Genomic DNA, 19163 nt, shown 5'->3' with positions numbered 1-19163 from the left:
GACTTGTTTTCAGACTTCACGCCTGCATAACCATACTTTTGTTCCCCTTATATAATTTTCTTAGATGGCTACACTATAACTAAATCCAATGATAGAGGTGGTTCAATGGCACGTAAAAAAGAAAGGCAATATACCGACTTTTCAAATGTGGAGACTCAGAGGAATTTCTTAACTTCCGAAGAGTTTGTAGAGGGGCCTTATGGCTCTCCAGATGGACAGATGGATCCCGTGGAAAACAAAGAAACACCTTGGGAAGGTGATCAACAATTCTATAGCGCCTTCACCTACGAAAACCGTAACTTACACCAGAATCTCCCAAGGCAAGTTCCAGGAGCGCATCCAACACATGACGAAAAAGGTAAAGACACAGAGCAACCTTATGAGGATGCCCCAAATTCGCCAAACACCTAAAAATCATTAGGGATTTACAAGAGGGTAGAAACCCTCTTTACATATGGCATCGATCACCCTTCTGCACGAAACGAGCTGTCTCTTAACGGTCTTTTTTTCCACTCTTTTTCTTCCACGGAGGATCGCCATGATGGTGTAATAATTGATTGATTTTATATATAGTCACGGGAACCCCAAAAGCGAGAGCTGTACAACTAATAATCATGGTTGTTGGAAAACGGCCTATAATATATTCCCACATCGGATACACCCTCATCTCGATTATTTCTCTGTTTTAATGACGGAACCTTCGCTCCTAACCACAGCTTTAGTTTTAACGGTTATGTTACTTTTGGCAAAATAATTTTCCCCTGAGTCCCAGTTCTGCTTTATGGATGTCCATAGAGCATAATCACTTGCCTTAACTTTCCTCCCAAAATCAAATACATCAACTTGTAAATCCTCGTGCAATTTTTCCAGGGAAACGTTAGCTAGCCGTTTAAGCTCTTTTTCTACCTTTTTTTCCACCTTAGAAACGTTAGCTGGGTCACTATAATCGATATTCCCAAATGACTCTGCTATCCTTCCTTCTGTTTCAATGGTTACAGTAAAATGAATATCATCTTTTCCCTTTATTTCTGTTCTGATATTCGCCTTCGCACGTCTAATCTCATAAACAACGGAGTGGTCCTCAATATTTACGGTTACCGCCCCACCATCCACCTTACCCATAATTAAATTTAATCCTTGCGTTTCTTCATTATTAAGAACACCTATCATTTTGTGAGAGGGACCGTGATACACAGCCGTCCAATTAATCTTAGGTCTGCCTTGCTCAGTAATAGCTATACCAGGGATGGCTACACTTCTTCCCGTCAGCAAATATTCGTGAATCTCTCCAATTTGTAACGGCGGAGTGAGGGCAATATTTTTACGGGAATTTTCTGTAAGGGAATTTATATGGACGACTGGCAATTTTTCGGTTTGGGGTTTGAATTCAAATACACTCTTTGCCCTATCTTTTGCGATAAAAACCTTTACAGTTCTCCGCATTTCATGGTCACGCATAAAAAGATCAAGAACATTAGCAAATGCGTGAGGTATTTTGGCAGCTTCACTCGAGATAACAATGATTTGATTATGTCCAAGGTATGGTGTCCGACTCGTTTTGGTTGCCATTTCTCTCGTAATATCAAAAATATTACTACCATGACCGGTGACATTAAAATAGGGTTTTTGCTGCCCGCCCTGACCCTGTTTTTTTCCTCCTGCTCCTCCCATACCTCCTGGTGAGACTATTTGATAGGTTAAGGCAAAAGATGGGGCTTCTGCTGATTGAGTCACCTTCTCAGATTCCGAAAGGTCAATAGCCGCTCCCAAAACGAAACCGCGCTGTTCAATTTGTACTTGATCCCAACATCCCGTCAAGATTACGATCGATAAAAAAGAAAAAAATAAAGAAATTCCTTTTTTACTCATGCCCTTTAACTCCCCTCATTTTAGCTACGATTAATAATATAGTTGGAATAACTATAGATACAGTAATTCCTCCATAACCAAGAATCTCACTAAATTTAGAAAGGTGAAGGCGATCTTGAGGCATCATACCAACCAGGAAAATCACGGGTGCTAAAACAAGAATGAGGGTGATTTTTTTCACCTTCTTAAAAAGAGAATTCAGGGCCACCACCGACACATCAAAAAATACAATAGAGGATGTAAAAAGAGCCATCACCCATATAGTGAAAAATACAATTTCCATACGTTCAAAAAAACCACCTGGAACCTCAATCACTTTTGCTAATTCATTCGTAGGGTATGTGAGGTTAGCCGCCACAACATTTGAAAGAACTCCAATAGCAGCAACATAAAGGAGAATATAGAGAATGATGGGCACGCACATCCCAATCATTCCTGCTTTAGTCGCCTTTTTAGGCTTATTCATTAAGCTTGTATAAAATAATAAAGCCCCCCACCCCATGAACGATAGCAGAGTGGATTTTGTCCCCTTCAAATATCCTGTGCCAGAGGTCTTAAAGAGAGGGAAAAAATGGTTCATATCAATTAATGGAACCGCCATCAATAGAACAATAAATAAAATGCCAATAATGATAGGTAAAAATAATTGATGCAGCCGGAATAAAGCAACCCTTGACCCTGCAACCGCATAGGTCACCACAAGGAGAAAGACAAAAGCTAACACTTCTTTAGGGGTCGAAGCGAATAAATATTGTTGAGATAAAGTGGCGACAAAGCGTATTTCGTAAGAGGCAAAGAGCATAAAGTACATGGCCATATAGGCTGTTAGTATAAAAGCAAGTGGCTTTGAAATCAGTAACGAACAATAATCGAAAAAAGATTTCTTTGGGAAGCGTGACGCCAGTTTAGTAACCACCCAGGTGAAAAAGACGGCTATGATCCCTCCTACAAGGATAGCAAGCCATCCGTCTGCATTAACTGTGTCTTCTGACAAGACACGTGGAAGAGAAAGAATACCAGCGCCAATGACAACGGAGGGAATCACATACCCTATTTCATTTTGACCAATTTCTTCATCTGCGTATTCAAACGACTTCATGATTGGTCCTCCTTGTCAATGCGTTTTTCATCTTCTGGCTGCAGGAACTTAGGACGTCTGTTCATCATTGGAATAGGAACGCGTAATACGAGGTCCTTCCAATCCGACTTAAATGCTGGGGCAAAAGGAGTGGAATAAGGAATGCCAAAGCTTTTTAAGTTGACGATATGAATATTAACCATGATGTAAGCGAGAATAATTCCGTACAGTCCCAAAAAAGCCGCTGCCAGCATAAAACTAAAACGCAGCATCCGAATTGAAATCGCAAAACTATAGCTAGGGAGAGAAAACGAAGCAATCGCTGTAACTGCCACAATGATCACCATAACCGGACTGACGATTCCGGCGGATACAGCCGCTTCTCCGATAACCAGCCCGCCAACAATACCAATTGTCTGGCCAATGGGCTTCGGCAAGCGTATCCCAGCTTCACGAAGAAGCTCCATCGTAATCTCCATCAAAAAAGCTTCAATTACGGCAGGGAATGGCAACCCCTCCCTTGTAGCCGCAATCGAAAAAGCGAGCTTTGAAGGAATCAGCCCTGGATGGTAGGAAACGAGTGCAATATACAAAGCAGGTAAAAAAACAGCAAGAAATGCAGCAAAATACCTTAAAATTCGCAGTAAGGTCCCAATCATCCAGCGTTCATAATAATCCTCAGGAGAATGCATCATAGCCCCAAATGTGGCGGGGGCGATCAGTACAAATGGGGTCCCATCTAACAGGATGGCAATCTTCCCCTCTGTCAATGCCGTAGCCACCTTGTCCGGCCGCTCTGTATTATGCATTTGTGGAAAAGGAGATAAAAAGCTATCTTCAATCCATTGCTCGATGTATCCAGACTCTGGGGCATCATCCAAATCAATGGATTCGAGTCTTTTATTTACCTCTTGTAATAAATCGTTATGAACAATGCCGTCAATATAAGCTACGGTTAGGCGGGTTTTTGAACGTCGTCCGATTTGTTGTGATTTAAATCGTAAGTTCGCATCCCGGATACGGCGGCGAATCAGCATTGTATTCGTACGAATACTTTCTGTGAAAGCGTCTCTAGGACCGCGGATAGTCCCCTCGGTAGTAGGCTGTTCGATGCTTCTGCTCTTCCAGCCTTTTGTGTCGATTACTAACAGCTGGTCAGTTCCTTCTACGAAAAGGGCTGTATCCCCAGATAGAATAGCTAGTGATGCCTCGTCCATTGTCGTTACCTTTTTCACACTGCCACTGGAGATGAAATGATGGGAGAGCCTATCTAATAAAGCCGTTTCTGTCTCCTCAGACCTGCTCTCGATTTCATCTACTCCAATTTGAAGATTTTTCATAATACTGTCGTTTATGACCTTCGTATCGGTTAGTCCATCTATATAAATAATCGCACATGCGGGACCAGTTTCCCCGACAATAAAAGGTCTGGTAATCAGATCACTTGGTTGATCCAGCATTTTCTTAATATTAACTATGTTCTGTTCCAGACTCGTTGATAACTCCGTGGAAAAGTCCTCTTGTTTTGAATGATCCTGCTCTTTTCGCTTATTTTTTTTAGGTGATTTAAAAAACACGGACAATCCCCCCTCACATAATAGAATTGTTGACCTACTATATGAGTTTTATACCTCAAGGATCTATCAATGATCGACAGCTTTCGGACCTTGAATACAAATGATTGTATAACACTTCGTAACCGGGAAACCTATGGTTGACTGTTTAATTAGATGGGAGCAACTATAAATGAAAATCATCTATCTGACCACCGAGCTGTTGGTAGGGTTTATCCTGCTTTTTATCATCGTGAAGTTCGTCGGGAAGAAAATCATTAGTCAAATTACGCCTTTCACCTTTATTGCCTCTATCGTGCTCGGCGAGTTACTGGGAAACGCTCTCTATGATCACAAAATTGGCGTCTTTTATATTATCTACTCTCTGAGCCTGTGGGGGGTTTTATTATTTCTCGTAGAATATCTCGGACAAAAGTTTCTGCCCTTCCGAGGTGTTTCTGAGGGAAAACCATCTGCTTTAATAAAAAATGGAGTGGTAGACCGGGAGAAGTTAAAGAAAAATCACATGAACCTGAATCAACTGCAAAGCTTGCTCAGACAGAGTGAAACTTTTTCCATCCGAGAAGTGGCTTTTTGTTATTTAGAAGCAAACGGATCTATTAGTATATTGAAAAAAACGAAGTATCAAAAAACAACACAGGGGGATTTCGGTATGCCCGTTGCCTCTGTCCATGTCCCTGTCACTCTGATTCGGGACGGAAAGATACTACAGGATGAGCTTGCCGATTTAGGTGTTGATGAAGCCTGGTTACAAACACAGCTTACCGCCCAGGGCGTTTACGACCCCCAATCGATTCTCATAGCAGAGTGGCTGGAGGAGGATGGATTATTTGTGCAAACGTACTAACGAAGTTTCACCAAGTGCCCTTATACCAGCACAACCTCATAAATCTGCTCAAACTCAATTGTCAATTGTTCATTGCTGGTGCTCCTGCAGGAGAGTCTCTTTCTATGAGGATCTATATGTAAGATCCTCGCTTTCCTATAGCTATAATTAAATCCATTGTAATAGGTGATTCCGACCAATAATTCGTCATGGATCGCATGCTGAATCACTGCTTCATTCTCCTCTGCCTGCTGTTCATCAACCACCTTCTTCGGTACGCCTTCATCCTCCTGCCAAACTTCTTTAATGAGCTCAACATGTTCCGGCAGCATTAACGACGTCCATTTGATTGTCCCTCTATCCCGATTTCGATCATCCATTACTGTGCCTCCAATCGTCTTCCTTGCAACACTAAAGGTGCCACAGACAATACCCTTACTTTTTTAAACGTTCGCACTTTTCTTCGCGAATAACAGTAAGCAAGGATATCCTCATTCCTGACTCCGAGAACTCTGATGATTCTTTGCGACATTTGACCATCCGCATCCAAATAAATCATTTCGAGCTTCTGTTTTTGTTCAATGGCACGAATCAGTACCCCTTCCATCTTCTTCACCTCTTTACGCGTAATGACCGCCGATTTTTTGGCTGCGTTCTGGTATAATCCCGCCGCTCGTATAGCTGCTGGCTCGCAGCAAAGCTGTCGATCCATAGCGATCACGAATGGTGTCCATCACAGCCCCGATTTCTTTCTCTTTTGACCGATCTTCAAACAGGCTCAACTGGACGTCGGTTTCTTCTCCCAAATTGGTAAGGGCTACAGAGGCTCTCCTAATCTTGCTTGAGCCATCGTAAAACCGATTGAATAGGCGCAGACACATATGATAGACCTCCATCGTAGAATTTGTCGGCATCTGGACAGACAATGACCGACTGAACCCGCCACCCGTTTCGGTTGAATAGCCGATGCCAAGGTGTACGGTCCTGCCTTCCTTGCCATCATGACGCGCCCGCCGGCAGGCTTCTTCACACAAATCAAGCAGACAGGCAAAGATCTCCTCTTTTTGATAATCCCTCAACAAAGTAATTCCGTGGCCATATGACTTTTGTTCCGTTTTACCAAAATCTCCACACACAGGACTGAGGTCAATTCCCCAGGCGTGCCAATATAATTGTTCACCCATGATTCCATAATTCTTCTTCAGATATTTCAACGGATGCTGAGCCAGCTGCCCGAGCGTTACAATACCCATACGATTCAAGTTGCTCGTCATCCGTGAACCAATCCCCCATATCTCATGGATATCCCTTGGCCATAACAGCTCCTCGACATCCTCATAGCGGCATTCGGCAATCCCGTCACTCGCCTTTTTCGCATGAATATCCATAACGACTTTTGCCAAGAACTTATTATCTCCGATGCCCACGACACACTCAATTCCAAACTGTTCCCGAATCCGGGACTGAATCAGCTTAGCAATCTCATAAGGAGAACCATAAAGTTTCCGCAATCCGTTCACCGTTACCCATAGCTCATCTACCGAATAGACATGAATCGCTTCCTTGGGTACAAAATTCTTCATCATCTTTGTAATCTCTACGGATACGGCCAGATAGTCACCCATATGCGCAGGAGCAATCACCAATTCCGGATCCTCCGGCAATTCAAAAAAGCGGCTGACATTACTGATCCCATGCTTCTTTTTAAGAAAGGGCGAGGCAGCCAAAACGATACTGCCGCGTCTGTTTGTGTCCCCCACCACCGCCAGCAATGCGGTCTTCGGATCGAGCCCGCGCTTGACGCACTCGATACTTGCATAGAAAGATCTCATATCAATGCACAAAACATCATTTCTAGGATAAATTGAATAGTCCATTCTTCCTCACCTTTTCCACGAACATTTGTTCCTATTATATGTAAGGGACCTCAAGATGTATACTGGAAACTTACACCACACTAAAAAAAGAAAGTACACTTGCCTGACGACAGGGCATATGCTGAATCATGAGACCGTCAATATAGGAGAGGATTAAACTCATGTATCAAAACCAATATTACAATCCTTATGGAAATTATCGTACTCCATACGATGCTCCCCTAATTCGGGACATTAAACAGGCCATCGATGGGGAATACAGTGCAGTCGCGTGTTACAGCCAACTAATCGAGATCGCACCAAAGAAAGAAGAGAAGCAGCAGATTCGCGAAATCCTTCAAGATGAAAAGGATCATTTGGAAACCTTTAAGAAAATCTACACCATCCTGACAGGACGACAACCTGTCCCTCAAATTATCGAAGAATGCCCGAACGCATATAGGGAAGGGATAACAGCAGCCTTTAAAGATGAACAGGAAACAGTGGACTTTTATTTAGAAATAGCCGATAAAGCACACGATGTGTTTATCAAAGAATCATTCAGACGCGCATCAGCAGATGAACAAAATCATGCGGTATGGTTCCTCTATTTTATAGGCTCACCCTGATTTTCTTCCATCCCTCTTCGACAAAAGAGATCTCGTAGCGTTATAATAAAGAAAATAGATTAAGTTCTGGAGGGAGCCTTATGATCGTTCGCTTATTATCTGCCTTTATGGTCGCAGCGATTCTGCTAACGCTTCTTACCCTCTTTGTTCCACAATGGCTGAACGGAGCTTGGGTGGTACTGAGCGGTCTGCTTGTGATCGGATTCGGCTATTTGGCATTTGCGTATCTACGCAAGACGATGACGTTATTAAAAAACTCTAAAAAAGACAATCAGAGCCTGTAGCTCGGATCTAAAAAAACACAACCCTGCGTAAGGGTTGTGTTTTTATGTTTTTCTCTCTTCCTTATAAAAAATATCCAGCTCATCCCAGATGTCTTCAAATTTCCCAAGACGCTCCTCTACTTCAGCCATTCTTTCCTTCCCAATCGCTGCCACCAGCGCATTGACTACACTAAATGGGGCAACGAATGAATCAATAAACGACGGAAGCTGGCTTGAAGCCGTCAACGCTATGTCCGCATTCGGGATGAGCGGGGACAATAAGGAATCAGTAAGGGCAATCGTTGTGGCGCCCTGCTGCTTTGCATAGGATGCCATGTTGATCGTACTTCGTGTATAACGTGAGTAACTAATCGCAAATACCACGTCTCCTTCCCCAAGTTTGTACAACTGTTCCGCACTATTTTCAACCGTCCCGACTCTTTCAGCGTTGCCTAACATGACACTGAGATAGTATTGAAGAAATACACCGAGTGAAGCGGCACTTCGATTGGCAGAAATATAAATGTTCCTTGCCTCAAGTAATGCCTCAACAGCCCGGAAAAAGGCTGTTACATCTAACTGTTCCATTGTTAAGCGAATATTTTCCTGGTCACTATGAAACAGATCATAGACCGCCTGCTCTCTTCCCTCCCCCATTTCCGAAGACATCTTCAGTCTTTCTGTCGTGGACAATTGTTGCTTAACAGCATGCTGCATAGCCTGCTGAAGTTCTGGGTAGCCGGAGTACCCTAAAAAAACAGCAAACCGTACAACCGTTGCCTCACTTACTTCAGCCTCCGCCGCCAGTTTAGCTACATTTAGAAATGGAACGGTACTGGTTCGCTCCAATACATAGGACGCTATTTTCTTTTGTGATTTACTCATGAGCGGCATTTTTTCAGCCATGAGCTGATAAACATTGTGTTCCATACATTATCTATCCCTTTATTACAAAATTTCCAAGCATTTATGAAATATAAATTTCATATTCATTATATAAAAGAAAATTAGTATTCACAAATTCGAGTCAGCGATGTAAAATGAAATATAAATTTCATAATAAATAAATTAGGTAATATAATATTCCTGAAGAAGGTGGAGTGTATGCATCAAACAAAAAACGAAGCGTTGTCCGAATTCCTAAGAAGAACACCCAAATCCAAGGAATTCTCAGCAGCAGCCAAACACGTTATGCCCGGCGGGGTCACGGCTAATATTAAAGCCTTTGATCCTTATCCGGTTATTATGGATAAAGGAGCTGGCGCGCAACTATATGATATCGATGGCAATCAATATGTGGATTACCTCCTCTCCTACGGTGCCCTGATGCTTGGACACGGACATCCAGCCATAACCAATGCCATCCAGTCCCAGATGGAGGCCAATGGAACAGTTTTATTTGGAACTCCACACCGACTCGAGGTGGAAATGGGGAGAAAAATCATGCAGCACTATCCGAGTATGGAGAAAGTTCGTTACACAAACTCAGGTACAGAAGCGACCCTTTTAGCCATCCGTATGGCACATGCTTACTCAGGCAAGCATAAAATCGCCAAGTTTGAAGGTCATTACCACGGAGGTTACGACCAGGTCCTCTTAAGTGTTAATCCTTCACTCGACAACGCCGGCCCCGCTACGGAGCCGGCATCCGTCATCGAATCAAAAGGAGTCGATCCGTATCACCAGCAACACACTGTTGTGCTGCCATTTAATGACCTCGATGCCACGGCAGAGATTTTGAGGAAAAAGAAAGATGATATCGCAGCGGTGATCCTGGAGCCTATTCAAAGCGGGTTTATTCCAGCTGATCAATCCTTTATGAAAGGACTCCGAGAGGTCACAGAAGAGCTCGGCATTCTGCTAATTTTTGATGAAGTCAAGACAGGGTTTCGTGTTGGGCTCGGCGGTGCCCAAGCCGTTTATGGAACCACCCCTGATCTTACTACATTAGGAAAAGTAATTGGCGGTGGTTTTCCTGTGGGGATTGTGGGAGGAAAGCAGGACGTACTCATGACGAGTGCTCCTACTTCCAATTCGGATGTGTTCGACTCAAGCCACAGTAAATCATCCCAAGCAAAAGACGTCCTGTTTCATAGCGGCACATACAACGGCCATCCAACTATTCTCGCCGCCGGACTCGCCACCATTAACGTACTTGAACAGGAAATGGACCATGTCGTGACCATGACCAATAAGTTAAAGAAAGGCCTCAGCGAGCTGTTTGGGAAACACGGAATTTCCATGCAGACAATTGGCCTCGGTTCTATTTTCAATGTAGTGATCACCGATAAGGAAACGATAGGGAATCACCGTGATTTTCAACAGGCGAATTTTTCTATGAGAAAAGAATTAGATTTTCTTCTGTTAAATGAAGGCATTTATACGAAGCCGTTAAACCGTTACAGTTTATCAACGGTTCACGGGGAAAAGGAAATACAAGACACACTCGCAGCTTATGAACAAGCCTTATCAAAACTCACCTGAAAAACTATCCCTCTGCATAAATCTGCAGAGGGATTCCTTCACATTCCTTTAAAAAGTTTCATAACGGACGATTTCATCTCTCGGCATGTGAGTCTTTGGCTTTGGCGTTTGATCCGGATAACCGAGTCCCAAACCGGCTACAATGCGGCAGTCCTCGGGGATTCCAAGAAGTTTCCTAACATGCGTTTCCCGATTCACAGATTCTTGCTCATCCTGCGCATGATAGATCGCTCCAAAAGCTGAACCAAGACCTACTTCAACAGCCTCAAGCCAGATAAACGCACACGCAAACGAAGCATCCTGCAGCCAATATTTGCTCACTTCCGGCTTCCCGACCACCACAATAGCTGCCTGAGCTTCTTTCAACCAAGTCATATATGGTGTGGTCTCAGCTAACTTATCCAACGTTTCCCGCTCCTTCACTACAATCAAGTGTTTAGACGGAAGATTATTGCCTGTTGGAGCAAAAACGCCCCCATCCTCCACTTGGCGCAGGATATCATCGGGAACCGGCTTCTCCTTATAAGATGTAATTTCCCTTCGAGCCTTAATTGCTTCTAGCACATCCATACTTAACTCCCTCATTTGTAAAAAAATAACTCCTTCAAGTTTTATACCCTGTTGAAGTCTTGCAAAACCCGTTCAACATGCCCGAAACAACACCTCTCCATCAACCGTTTTCCGTTCTACTCTTCCAAGCCCTTCTAAATAAATTAATCGGGTGAGCGTCGCCATGAACGGGCTTAACCATAAAACAATATGTAACATCCCATACATGTCCTGACAGATGTCATGGGCTGTTTTCCACTGATTATGAATTCCATCTAACACTTCCTGAAGGCGTTGGTCATGTCTCTCCCTGACTTCATCCACCCGTTCAGCTAAATGATCGATCTGCTCTCCATGACCAGGCAGCGCGACGCGGACATGATACGTCTTGATGCGCTCAAGCGAATCATAGTAATCCTGTAAGACATCACTTTCCTCGCCTAACCAGAGCCCGATCACAGGTGAAATATGTTTCAACAGATGATCGCCAATAATCATTACTTGCTTCTCTTCACTGTAAAAACAAACATGATCGCGAGCATGGCCTGGCGTCCAAATCGTGTCATAGACATCATTCCCCAGCAGAATCTTGTCGTTTTCCTCAAACAATCCATCGGGTTCAAAATCATAAATAAACGAATCATCAGCCATTTTCTCGGGAACTCCAAGTCCACCGTGACGTTTGATTAAATGATCTATGTTGTGCCTGACATTCGTCTCTCGGCGTTTCTTCATTGCATTGTAACTAATCGTCGAAGTATAGACAGGAACACCTTTCTCCTGCTGAAACCACTTCGCAAGCCCAATATGATCCTGGTGGGTGTGAGTTAAGACAACTTTTTCGATTACCATCCCTGACCTCAGCACTTTCTCCCACCCTGCTTTGGCCTCGTTGGAATAAGTGCCTGTATCCATCACCGTGTAGCCTTGATCGCCTTCGATCAAATAACAATTCACTTCTTGCATCCCTGATGGAAATGGAATCACCAGTCTATCGATGTTTTTAGTCATTTTTTCCAACATAGCTTTCCCCTTTAATGAACACGTTCTAGATTGGAATAAAATAGTTCCTATTATCGGTAACTTTAGCTGTTATACACAACTGTCGTCAATTAATTTGTCTGACAATTCAAGAACAAAAGCGTTCCAGACCCTCCTTCGTATGATTTCAGGCCACTTAGGAAAATCTAAGGATTAGGAGGGATTATTATGAGCCGAGACTACTTATCCGTTGAGGAATTTAATGAATTGCTGCAGCAGTGGAGTGGAAAAACGATTAAGGTGTCTAAACAAGAACTCGAAGATCACGACGAAACCTTCATGCAGCTGAATTCAATCTCTTATGAAACGAATACGAGACGCCTCGACGAGTACGAACCGATGCATGCCTTACAATTAAACGGCACGGGAACCATTCAAACGGAAACGCCCGCCCCCCAGCCGCTGCCGTCATCCTTTTACGAAATCCCCCTCGAAGACACGAGCTTATATCAATTTGATGAATCATGTTTCTCGTTAATCACAGAGCGTGGGACTTACAGAATTGAACTGATCGATCAATAGGCAACACAAAAATCCCCTCCTGCACCCAGGAATGGGGATTTTTGAGTGTAAGCCCTTATACTTTTTTTACAACGGGGATCCAAATCTCACTTGTAAAAGTTGAGGACTTGACATCCATATGCTCGTTCCACAACATTTCAGGTCCCTCTGTTTGTTCGTAGGTGGAGGACGGGAACCATTCCGAATAAATGCGTCCCCACACGTTTTGCAGCGTCTCAGGAAACGGACCGACCGCCTCAAATACTGCCCACGTCGTTGCCGGGACTTCAAGCTGATCGAAGTTCTCCGGCGCTTCCTTAGTTGTAGCGGAGCCGATATAATGATCTAACTCCCCCTTTTCTTCCATCCTGCCCTCAGAAAAATTCGTCGATGCTTGAATCAATCCTTCAGGTTCGACGTTAGAAAGATCCTTAAGTTTACGAATTGTCTCTTCATTTAACGTTTTCCACATCGCTGCGATCTCCGGATTCTCACCCTGAAAAATAATCGGAACCCTTTTCTTCGTGCCCACAATCCGAAATGGCTGTTTTTCTTCGATTCGATAGTTCATTTCTTCTCCCCCTTGAATGGCTAATTGAAAGGTCATTCGCGGATAAGCTTTGAGAGAATGGCCATTTTTTCTAGCTTCAGACGGTGTAAGGCCGTGAACGTTGTAAAATGCGCGGGCAAAAGAATCTGGTGAGTTATAGCCGTATTTCAACGCTATATCGATAACCTTTCCCGAGCTGTTTTTGAGCTCAAATGCCGCCAGAGTCAGTCGTCTGCGGCGTATATATTCCGATAACGAAACACCGGCAAGAAACGAAAACATCCGACTAAAATGATACTCAGAACAAAACGCCCTTCTCGCCGTCTCCTTCAAATCAATGGTGTCCAGAAGATGTTCTTCAATATAATCAATGGCTTCATTCATACTCTTAACCGAATCCATTAGCTGACCTCCTTCCTTTTCAGAGTAACAGGAATAGATGGCCTCCCCCCGACATTTCGTGCTCCATTGTGCAGGGTTACCTGTACAAAGAAGCAGACACCTATTCATCAGCTCTCTTTTTTGAGCTATGATAGTCAACGCAATTCTAGTAGACTAGATACTAGAAAGGAGTGTTCATCATATTTAAATCGAGTGAGGAATTTAATGGCGAAGTCGCGCGAATCCTTAATGAAATTCATCAGTACCCAAAGCAGATCGACCGCTGGCAAGGTCACCTAAGTGAGGAATCCTTTTATGATGTCCTGGAACATACGCTCAAATGCCGTCTCGCATCAGGTTTTGGCTTAAACAAAGGGCCAGATGATTTTCTAACTGTTTCTTTATCAGATCCTCGCATCACGCAAGCAGGCTTAACTTTTCTAAAGCAGCATATTTAGCAAGGTGACACTGCAAGCAATCCAAGCCAGTAAAGAAAATATTTACATATTATAAAAAATGGCACGGTCCTCCTTCTAATAGGAAACCGTGTCATTCTGCCATTTTGCTTGAATGGTTTCATCCATAAAATTTAACATGAAGCCTTTTAGCCTATTCTTCTGATTACGGCTCGATTAGATCGGTATCATCCGGGGTGTACCCTAACTGCCTGCTCATCGCTACGATTTGCCCTTTGTGGTGAAATTCATGAGTAGCTGCATGAGTGTAAAGCCAGAGAGGAGTTAGCTCTTCTTCCTCATCATGCCATGGTACAGACCCTGAAATACCAAGGTTCCACTGCCCTTCAAACTTCTCAAGAAACTCAATAACAAGCCTGTCTACCTTTTCAAAAATCCGCCTCATCTCCCCCACATTGCTCACAAGGTCCGGCGTCGCCAACGAAAGACCTTTTTCAAGGCCAAAGTTCCCAAGCCAGGATTGATAACATTCCGCTACGTGTACGTGCAAATTACGTATGGATCCCCAGCCAAATTGATCAAGTTCGCACGTATAATCTTCTGGGGTTATCGTTTCACAATAATGAAATAGTTTTTCTCTCGTACATCGAATCCAATTATACTGTTCTATCAAAACGTTCATTGCTTCACACTCCTAAGCATAGCGTTGGGTGACCTAACTACCGATCATAAAGATCAATTTTGTAACGTATAGCGTCCATCCTGATAGACCTTATGCACGCCCTCTATAATCCACTTTTTGGAACGAACAATTGAACCCAAATATTCCTCCCTTTCTTTATCTGTTCTTCTTTTATCACCATATTTGTTTCGTTGTCAACCTACATTATCTAATTCATAAAAAGGGATATTTAGCTTTCAGACAACTCCCTTGCTAACGTTGTTTTTCCGCTCCCCACTGAACCAATAATATGGATTTTATTAGGGAAATTCCTTTTCAAAACGGGACACCACCTAAATCTGGTAATAAACTTCACTGCTTTTTTTAATGAGAATTGTTATTTATCTTTTTTAAATTACCTGCATTTCCAATAATCCCTATAAAACCTGTTACCGCAAACGCTATTGGAACAATCAATAAACTCTCAGTGTAAGGGGCTTCAACCACTAGGCGGTATGAACCAAATAGACATACGATCAGAGACCCTATTAATCCAATTATTGATTTTGTTTTACGATTCATCTAAACTCCCACCTTCCCTAACAATACTTCTTTTTAAAAAACCTTTGTGATACCGACTATATTTTACCATATTTTGGCCGCTAAATATGTACAGTCAGTTTTTTCAATAATCCTTCCAATATAGGATGACATGCTCTACGGCGAAATCGACCAATTAATATCATATTTATTCCCCTCAAAGTCTAAAATAAAGTATCCCCTTAAGAATCGATAAATAAAGAGGTGTGACATGCTATCATCAACTAACCCCCGTAATTGGGCGTACACTACTCGATTAAATTTTATGGCTATTGTGGATGTTCTTATTCCATCTATTGTGAGGACATCCCCATCTGGGTGGACATTTCAGTATGGCGGGGTGGATTTGTATGTTTGGGAGTACCTGCTTATGTTGTTTGACAACCTGCCAACACCATTAGCGAGCGAAACCTCTCAGCTTCTTGATTTATCAGCTTTTTATGAATATCAGGAACGTTACAATTTACTGTCCGCCTATTCCTTTCCTCCCTGCAACGGACTATTTTCAACGTTACCCAGGAAGGACCGACTAATGGCCATCGACCGCTTACATAATCTACAAGTGCCTCTTGATACTCTTCCAGTTCCTTATCAAAATAATCCTGTCTTAATACGGATAATGATCGATTCTATCTATCAATTAACCTATTTCGGCTATTATTCTGAATGGTTTGGATATGGTGATACTCGGTGTAATCCACCTAGTTTTAGACAGCTTCGCACCTATCCCATCAGTTGGACCTATACAGGATATCCCGGACCTTCTTTTGGTTATCGAGATTTCAGAGGTTTTTTATTAAAGATGCAAAACTTAAAGTCGGAGTGATTACTTATGCAAAAACAGGACGTGATCGTGATCGGGGCAGGTGGCGGCGGAGCCGTTATTGCAAAGGAACTTGGTGAACAGGGGCTGCATGTGCTTATACTGGAAGCTGGCCCATGGTACGGAAATAAGATGTGGCCACATCCGAATACCGAAGCAGGTGGCGTTTCCAGCAGATGTCCTAATGATTTAGATGTGGGGCTGTTTAAGGAGAATTATAATAGATTGGAAAATAATATGAATAACCAAATAACAGGCAAACTGCGTTGGGGGCCTGCCAACCGTGAGCACCCGCCCTGGAATCGATCATACCAGCAAAGGGGATTTGTATGGCAAAATTCCGGGGTGGGAGGCACTACTCAGCACTATTTAGCCAATTCGCCCCGTGCATTTCCAGCCTCAATTGATAGTGAATGGCCGCTGACCTATCATGAATTAGTTCCTTATTACGAGAAAGTTGAAGCTGAACTTCCCGTAGAATTTGCTCCCACTACCTCTAAAGAAGAGCTTTTTTATTTTGGAGCAAGAAAAGCCGGCTGGGATCTATTAGCTACTCTTAATGTGGAGGCTCCTGGATTCCGCCCGCAGCCCAATGCGATTTTGCCTCCCAATGCAAATTTTCTTAATCCAGCGTACTCTGAGGAGCAGCTATCATGGATGGAAGGCTGTACACTTGCGGGCCATTGTATAAATGGCTGTCCCATAGGCCCATCCGTTGATAAAATTGCTAAGCGTTCTACCAATGTCAGCTATGTGCCTTTAGCTTTAAAAACCGGTAATGTGGAAATCCTCCCTAACACATTTTCGTATAACATCATCACTGAATACCACCCTGAAGAAGGGCTAAAGGCTATTGGAGTAAAAGTGAGAAACACATGGACAGGGGTACGGGATGAATTATTTGCCGACTGCATTATTGTCGCTGCTGGTGCGATTGAAACCCCACGATTGTGGCTCAATTCCTCTCTGCCTGTTAATCAATGGGTTGGCCGGGGCCTAGTGAATCATCAGATGGATATGGTTACTGGAATTTTTAATGAAAAAGATCTGCTCCCCATACTGGGATGTTCTGAGGTTAATCCCTTTGTCGGCCATACATCAGGTGCCAGGTTAGATCACCCCGGATTAGGATCTATTCAAACCATTGGAACCAGCCCAGGGTTAATGGCAAGCTTTACCTATGCGTTAGGAAAATCAGGAGCAACGCAGTCGGAACAATATGGTATTCAAAAAGGACGGGTAATGGGGAAAGAATTAATAGAGTTAATGGGAGATTATAAATCCTCTCTTAATATCCTAATTTGTACGGATGACGAAGTTGATATAAGAAACGGCGTCTCGGTTTTAACCGAAACTCCTGACGAAAATGGACCCATCCCATCGATACGCTATACTCCGACCACAAACACACTAAGAAAAAAACGAAAATTAGTAAAAATCGCAGCAGACATTCTCCTTCAAGCTCGGGCAAGAAAAGTGATCCATTCAGATTGGCCCGACGGTATGATGATTCATATCATGAGTACTATGAGAATGGGTTATGTTGTTGATCAAAACTGTGAATCATTTCAAGTCAACCGATTGTTTATAGCAGATAACAGTGTCCTGAACAATGGACTGGGTAGTGCAAATCCAACGTTAACCACTCAAGCTATAGCCGTAAGGACTGCCGAGCAAATCTATAAGAAATACTTTTAAATCTCTTGAACCACCTTGTTAACTTGTAGTGAAGTTTTTCCAGCGTGATTCTTAAATACCTGGTTTAGCCTCCCAAAAACTTTCACAAACCCAAAAATAGCCAGAACATTATTGCAAAAAGCGCATAAATGTTCTGGCAATTAATTTTACTTATTTAAATAATCCGGACCGAAACCATCCCTTCAATCCCCTCAATGTTATCTGCTAATTCAGGAAGAACATCCCCGTTTACTTCATTGTCAATATCAATCATCGTATAGGCATAACCTTCTCGGCTTCTATTCACCATATCAGCGATGTTCAAGTTGTAATTGGATAAAGCAGACGTAATTTGACCCACCATATTTGGAACGTTTTGGTGATATGCTGTCACACGCCGCTTCCCTGTATAAGGAAGAGATGCATTTGGGAAGTTTACTGAATTTTTAATGTTTCCTGTATCCAGAAAGTCCTGAACCTGACGCGCCGCCATAATGGCACAGTTTTCCTCTGATTCTTTAGTGGAGGCACCAAGATGCGGAAGCGGAATCGCATTTTTCATTTCCAGGATATTTTCATTCGGAAAATCAGTCACATACTTACCAACCTTACCACTTTCAAGGGCAGCAGCCATATCCTCTTCGTTCACCAAACCGCCGCGTGAAAAGTTTAAAATGTTTACACCTTGTTTCATCGTGTTAAATGTTTCTTCATTGAACATGTCCTTAGTATCCTTCGTTAATGGGACATGAACAGTAATGTAATCAGAATAAGCAAACAGCTCCTGCATGGACATCGCGCGTTGTACATTGCGTGAAAGATTCCAGGCTGTGTTGACAGAAATAAAGGGATCAAACCCGATCACATCCATATCGAGGTCCAGTGCATCATTTGCTACGAGAGAACCAACCGCTCCTAAACCGATGACACCCAGAGTCTTTCCCTTAATTTCTTGCCCGATAAATTGTTTCTTACCCGTTTCCACAAGACTCGGTATCTCTTCACCTTTTCCTTTTAACGTCTTGGCCCAGGATACACCTGAAAATAGGTTACGAGATAATGCCATCAATGAGGTCAGCACAATTTCTTTTACAGCATTCGCATTAGCACCCGGTGTGTTAAACACGACGACTCCACGTTCTGTGCAATCTTCAACGGGAATATTATTGACACCAGCCCCTGCTCTTGCAATGGCTTTTAGATTTTTGTCAAACTTCATATTATGCATGTTATAGCTGCGAGCAACAATCGCGTCAGGACTTTGACTCTCATTATCTATTGTATAATTCACCTTGTCGAATACGTCCAAGCCACGCTGTGCAATGTTATTAAACGTTTTGATCGTATTTACCTGATTTACCGTTACCGTGCCCATTTTGATCTCC

Annotated in this window: 21 protein-coding genes and 1 pseudogene; 8 read left to right on the top strand and 14 right to left on the bottom strand. The window is 42.9% G+C overall.

Going from position 1 to position 19163, the window contains the following annotated elements; genetic code table 11:
- The first annotated feature begins 105 nt into the window (after positions 1 to 105).
- Positions 106 to 411: a hypothetical protein gene (locus tag P9989_RS07980; protein WP_283078243.1), complete on the top strand. Its 306-nt coding sequence runs from the start codon at positions 106 to 108 to the stop codon at positions 409 to 411.
- Positions 412 to 672: 261 nt separating this feature from the next.
- On the opposite strand, the gene P9989_RS07975 is transcribed toward P9989_RS07980, so the two are convergent.
- From P9989_RS07975 to P9989_RS07965, 3 genes are read right to left on the bottom strand one after another with little or no spacing between them, the layout of a single operon-like run.
- Positions 673 to 1869 (bottom strand): Ger(x)C family spore germination protein, encoded by a 1197-nt coding sequence (locus tag P9989_RS07975; RefSeq protein WP_283078242.1) that lies wholly within the window; start codon positions 1867 to 1869, stop codon positions 673 to 675.
- Positions 1862 to 2968 (bottom strand): GerAB/ArcD/ProY family transporter, encoded by a 1107-nt coding sequence (locus P9989_RS07970; RefSeq protein WP_283078241.1) that lies wholly within the window; start codon positions 2966 to 2968, stop codon positions 1862 to 1864. The genes P9989_RS07975 and P9989_RS07970 overlap by 8 nt, the downstream gene beginning before the upstream one ends.
- Positions 2965 to 4524 (bottom strand): spore germination protein, encoded by a 1560-nt coding sequence (locus P9989_RS07965; RefSeq protein WP_346274895.1) that lies wholly within the window; start codon positions 4522 to 4524, stop codon positions 2965 to 2967. Before P9989_RS07965 ends, P9989_RS07970 begins: the two co-directional genes overlap by 4 nt.
- Before the next feature lie 169 nt (positions 4525 to 4693).
- Here P9989_RS07965 and P9989_RS07960 point away from each other — a divergent pair, with 169 nt between their 5' ends.
- Positions 4694 to 5368, top strand: coding sequence for a YetF domain-containing protein (locus P9989_RS07960; RefSeq protein ID WP_283078240.1), 675 nt, complete (start codon positions 4694 to 4696; stop codon positions 5366 to 5368).
- 20 nt (positions 5369 to 5388) lie between these two features.
- Here the strand turns inward: P9989_RS07960 and P9989_RS07955 are convergent, their stop codons facing one another.
- Genes P9989_RS07955 through P9989_RS07945 form a run of 3 tightly spaced genes read right to left on the bottom strand, consistent with a single transcriptional unit; the run spans position 5389 to position 7224 of the window.
- Positions 5389 to 5727: a YolD-like family protein gene (locus P9989_RS07955; protein ID WP_283078239.1), complete on the bottom strand. Its 339-nt coding sequence runs from the start codon at positions 5725 to 5727 to the stop codon at positions 5389 to 5391.
- Positions 5727 to 5954 (bottom strand): WYL domain-containing protein, encoded by a 228-nt coding sequence (locus P9989_RS07950; protein ID WP_283078238.1) that lies wholly within the window; start codon positions 5952 to 5954, stop codon positions 5727 to 5729. The genes P9989_RS07955 and P9989_RS07950 overlap by 1 nt, the downstream gene beginning before the upstream one ends.
- 13 nt (positions 5955 to 5967) lie before the next feature.
- Positions 5968 to 7224, bottom strand: a complete 1257-nt coding sequence (locus P9989_RS07945; protein ID WP_283078237.1) for a DNA polymerase IV — start codon at positions 7222 to 7224, stop codon at positions 5968 to 5970.
- 161 nt (positions 7225 to 7385) lie between these two features.
- Here P9989_RS07945 and P9989_RS07940 point away from each other — a divergent pair, with 161 nt between their 5' ends.
- Both P9989_RS07940 and P9989_RS07935 read left to right on the top strand, forming a co-directional pair.
- Positions 7386 to 7832 (top strand): ferritin-like domain-containing protein, encoded by a 447-nt coding sequence (locus tag P9989_RS07940; protein ID WP_283078236.1) that lies wholly within the window; start codon positions 7386 to 7388, stop codon positions 7830 to 7832.
- Positions 7833 to 7912: 80 nt separating this feature from the next.
- Complete coding sequence (locus P9989_RS07935; protein WP_283078235.1) at positions 7913 to 8116, top strand: hypothetical protein; 204 nt, start codon at positions 7913 to 7915, stop codon at positions 8114 to 8116.
- 42 nt (positions 8117 to 8158) lie between these two features.
- Here the strand turns inward: P9989_RS07935 and P9989_RS07930 are convergent, their stop codons facing one another.
- Entirely contained in the window at positions 8159 to 9025 is an 867-nt protein-coding gene (locus P9989_RS07930; RefSeq protein ID WP_283078234.1) for a MurR/RpiR family transcriptional regulator, read from the bottom strand.
- Positions 9026 to 9199: 174 nt separating this feature from the next.
- Here P9989_RS07930 and P9989_RS07925 point away from each other — a divergent pair, with 174 nt between their 5' ends.
- On the top strand, positions 9200 to 10579 hold the full coding sequence (locus P9989_RS07925; protein ID WP_283078233.1) for an aspartate aminotransferase family protein: 1380 nt from the start codon (positions 9200 to 9202) through the stop codon (positions 10577 to 10579).
- 48 nt (positions 10580 to 10627) lie between these two features.
- On the opposite strand, the gene P9989_RS07920 is transcribed toward P9989_RS07925, so the two are convergent.
- Positions 10628 to 11149 (bottom strand): nitroreductase family protein, encoded by a 522-nt coding sequence (locus P9989_RS07920; RefSeq protein WP_283078232.1) that lies wholly within the window; start codon positions 11147 to 11149, stop codon positions 10628 to 10630.
- 72 nt (positions 11150 to 11221) lie between these two features.
- A complete protein-coding gene (locus tag P9989_RS07915; protein ID WP_283078231.1) occupies positions 11222 to 12151 on the bottom strand; it encodes an MBL fold metallo-hydrolase in 930 nt (309 codons plus the stop codon).
- Between the two features lie 186 nt (positions 12152 to 12337).
- Between P9989_RS07915 and ymzB the strand changes: the two genes are divergently transcribed.
- A complete protein-coding gene (gene ymzB, locus P9989_RS07910) occupies positions 12338 to 12691 on the top strand; it encodes a protein YmzB (protein WP_283078230.1) in 354 nt (117 codons plus the stop codon).
- A gap of 55 nt (positions 12692 to 12746) precedes the next feature.
- Here the strand turns inward: ymzB and P9989_RS07905 are convergent, their stop codons facing one another.
- From P9989_RS07905 to P9989_RS07890, 4 genes and pseudogenes are all read right to left on the bottom strand, one after another.
- Entirely contained in the window at positions 12747 to 13622 is an 876-nt protein-coding gene (locus P9989_RS07905) for an AraC family transcriptional regulator (RefSeq protein WP_283078229.1), read from the bottom strand.
- Positions 13623 to 14222: 600 nt separating this feature from the next.
- On the bottom strand, positions 14223 to 14699 hold the full coding sequence (locus P9989_RS07900) for a DinB family protein (protein WP_283078228.1): 477 nt from the start codon (positions 14697 to 14699) through the stop codon (positions 14223 to 14225).
- Between the two features lie 92 nt (positions 14700 to 14791).
- Positions 14792 to 15018: pseudogene (locus P9989_RS07895) on the bottom strand (shikimate kinase); the annotation flags it as partial.
- Between the two features lie 44 nt (positions 15019 to 15062).
- Positions 15063 to 15260, bottom strand: a complete 198-nt coding sequence (locus P9989_RS07890; RefSeq protein ID WP_283078227.1) for a hypothetical protein — start codon at positions 15258 to 15260, stop codon at positions 15063 to 15065.
- 229 nt (positions 15261 to 15489) lie between these two features.
- Here P9989_RS07890 and P9989_RS07885 point away from each other — a divergent pair, with 229 nt between their 5' ends.
- Both P9989_RS07885 and P9989_RS07880 read left to right on the top strand, forming a co-directional pair.
- Positions 15490 to 16104 carry a hypothetical protein gene (locus P9989_RS07885; protein ID WP_283078226.1) on the top strand — a complete coding sequence of 205 codons (615 nt, stop codon included), beginning with the start codon at positions 15490 to 15492 and terminating at the stop codon, positions 16102 to 16104.
- A gap of 6 nt (positions 16105 to 16110) precedes the next feature.
- Positions 16111 to 17799 (top strand): GMC family oxidoreductase N-terminal domain-containing protein, encoded by a 1689-nt coding sequence (locus P9989_RS07880; protein WP_283078225.1) that lies wholly within the window; start codon positions 16111 to 16113, stop codon positions 17797 to 17799.
- A 154-nt stretch (positions 17800 to 17953) separates the two neighbouring features.
- Here the strand turns inward: P9989_RS07880 and P9989_RS07875 are convergent, their stop codons facing one another.
- Complete coding sequence (locus tag P9989_RS07875; protein ID WP_283078224.1) at positions 17954 to 19153, bottom strand: phosphoglycerate dehydrogenase; 1200 nt, start codon at positions 19151 to 19153, stop codon at positions 17954 to 17956.
- Between the last annotated feature and the right edge of the window lie 10 nt (positions 19154 to 19163).

This window comes from Halobacillus naozhouensis (assembly GCF_029714185.1).
Lineage (GTDB): Bacteria > Bacillota > Bacilli > Bacillales > Halobacillaceae > Halobacillus_A > Halobacillus_A naozhouensis.
This window is presented reverse-complemented; position numbering and strand designations above follow the sequence as displayed.

Coding starts and splice junctions, on each gene's coding strand:
- P9989_RS07980 (WP_283078243.1), top strand. CDS start 106: ATGGCACGTAAAAAAGAAAGGCAATATACCGACTTTTCAAATGTGGAG.
- P9989_RS07975 (WP_283078242.1), bottom strand. CDS start 1,869: ATGAGTAAAAAAGGAATTTCTTTATTTTTTTCTTTTTTATCGATCGTA.
- P9989_RS07970 (WP_283078241.1), bottom strand. CDS start 2,968: ATGAAGTCGTTTGAATACGCAGATGAAGAAATTGGTCAAAATGAAATA.
- P9989_RS07960 (WP_283078240.1), top strand. CDS start 4,694: ATGAAAATCATCTATCTGACCACCGAGCTGTTGGTAGGGTTTATCCTG.
- P9989_RS07955 (WP_283078239.1), bottom strand. CDS start 5,727: ATGGATGATCGAAATCGGGATAGAGGGACAATCAAATGGACGTCGTTA.
- P9989_RS07950 (WP_283078238.1), bottom strand. CDS start 5,954: ATGGAAGGGGTACTGATTCGTGCCATTGAACAAAAACAGAAGCTCGAA.
- P9989_RS07945 (WP_283078237.1), bottom strand. CDS start 7,224: ATGGACTATTCAATTTATCCTAGAAATGATGTTTTGTGCATTGATATG.
- P9989_RS07940 (WP_283078236.1), top strand. CDS start 7,386: ATGTATCAAAACCAATATTACAATCCTTATGGAAATTATCGTACTCCA.
- P9989_RS07935 (WP_283078235.1), top strand. CDS start 7,913: ATGATCGTTCGCTTATTATCTGCCTTTATGGTCGCAGCGATTCTGCTA.
- P9989_RS07930 (WP_283078234.1), bottom strand. CDS start 9,025: ATGGAACACAATGTTTATCAGCTCATGGCTGAAAAAATGCCGCTCATG.
- P9989_RS07925 (WP_283078233.1), top strand. CDS start 9,200: ATGCATCAAACAAAAAACGAAGCGTTGTCCGAATTCCTAAGAAGAACA.
- P9989_RS07920 (WP_283078232.1), bottom strand. CDS start 11,149: ATGGATGTGCTAGAAGCAATTAAGGCTCGAAGGGAAATTACATCTTAT.
- P9989_RS07915 (WP_283078231.1), bottom strand. CDS start 12,151: ATGTTGGAAAAAATGACTAAAAACATCGATAGACTGGTGATTCCATTT.
- ymzB (WP_283078230.1), top strand. CDS start 12,338: ATGAGCCGAGACTACTTATCCGTTGAGGAATTTAATGAATTGCTGCAG.
- P9989_RS07905 (WP_283078229.1), bottom strand. CDS start 13,622: ATGGATTCGGTTAAGAGTATGAATGAAGCCATTGATTATATTGAAGAA.
- P9989_RS07900 (WP_283078228.1), bottom strand. CDS start 14,699: ATGAACGTTTTGATAGAACAGTATAATTGGATTCGATGTACGAGAGAA.
- P9989_RS07890 (WP_283078227.1), bottom strand. CDS start 15,260: ATGAATCGTAAAACAAAATCAATAATTGGATTAATAGGGTCTCTGATC.
- P9989_RS07885 (WP_283078226.1), top strand. CDS start 15,490: ATGCTATCATCAACTAACCCCCGTAATTGGGCGTACACTACTCGATTA.
- P9989_RS07880 (WP_283078225.1), top strand. CDS start 16,111: ATGCAAAAACAGGACGTGATCGTGATCGGGGCAGGTGGCGGCGGAGCC.
- P9989_RS07875 (WP_283078224.1), bottom strand. CDS start 19,153: ATGGGCACGGTAACGGTAAATCAGGTAAATACGATCAAAACGTTTAAT.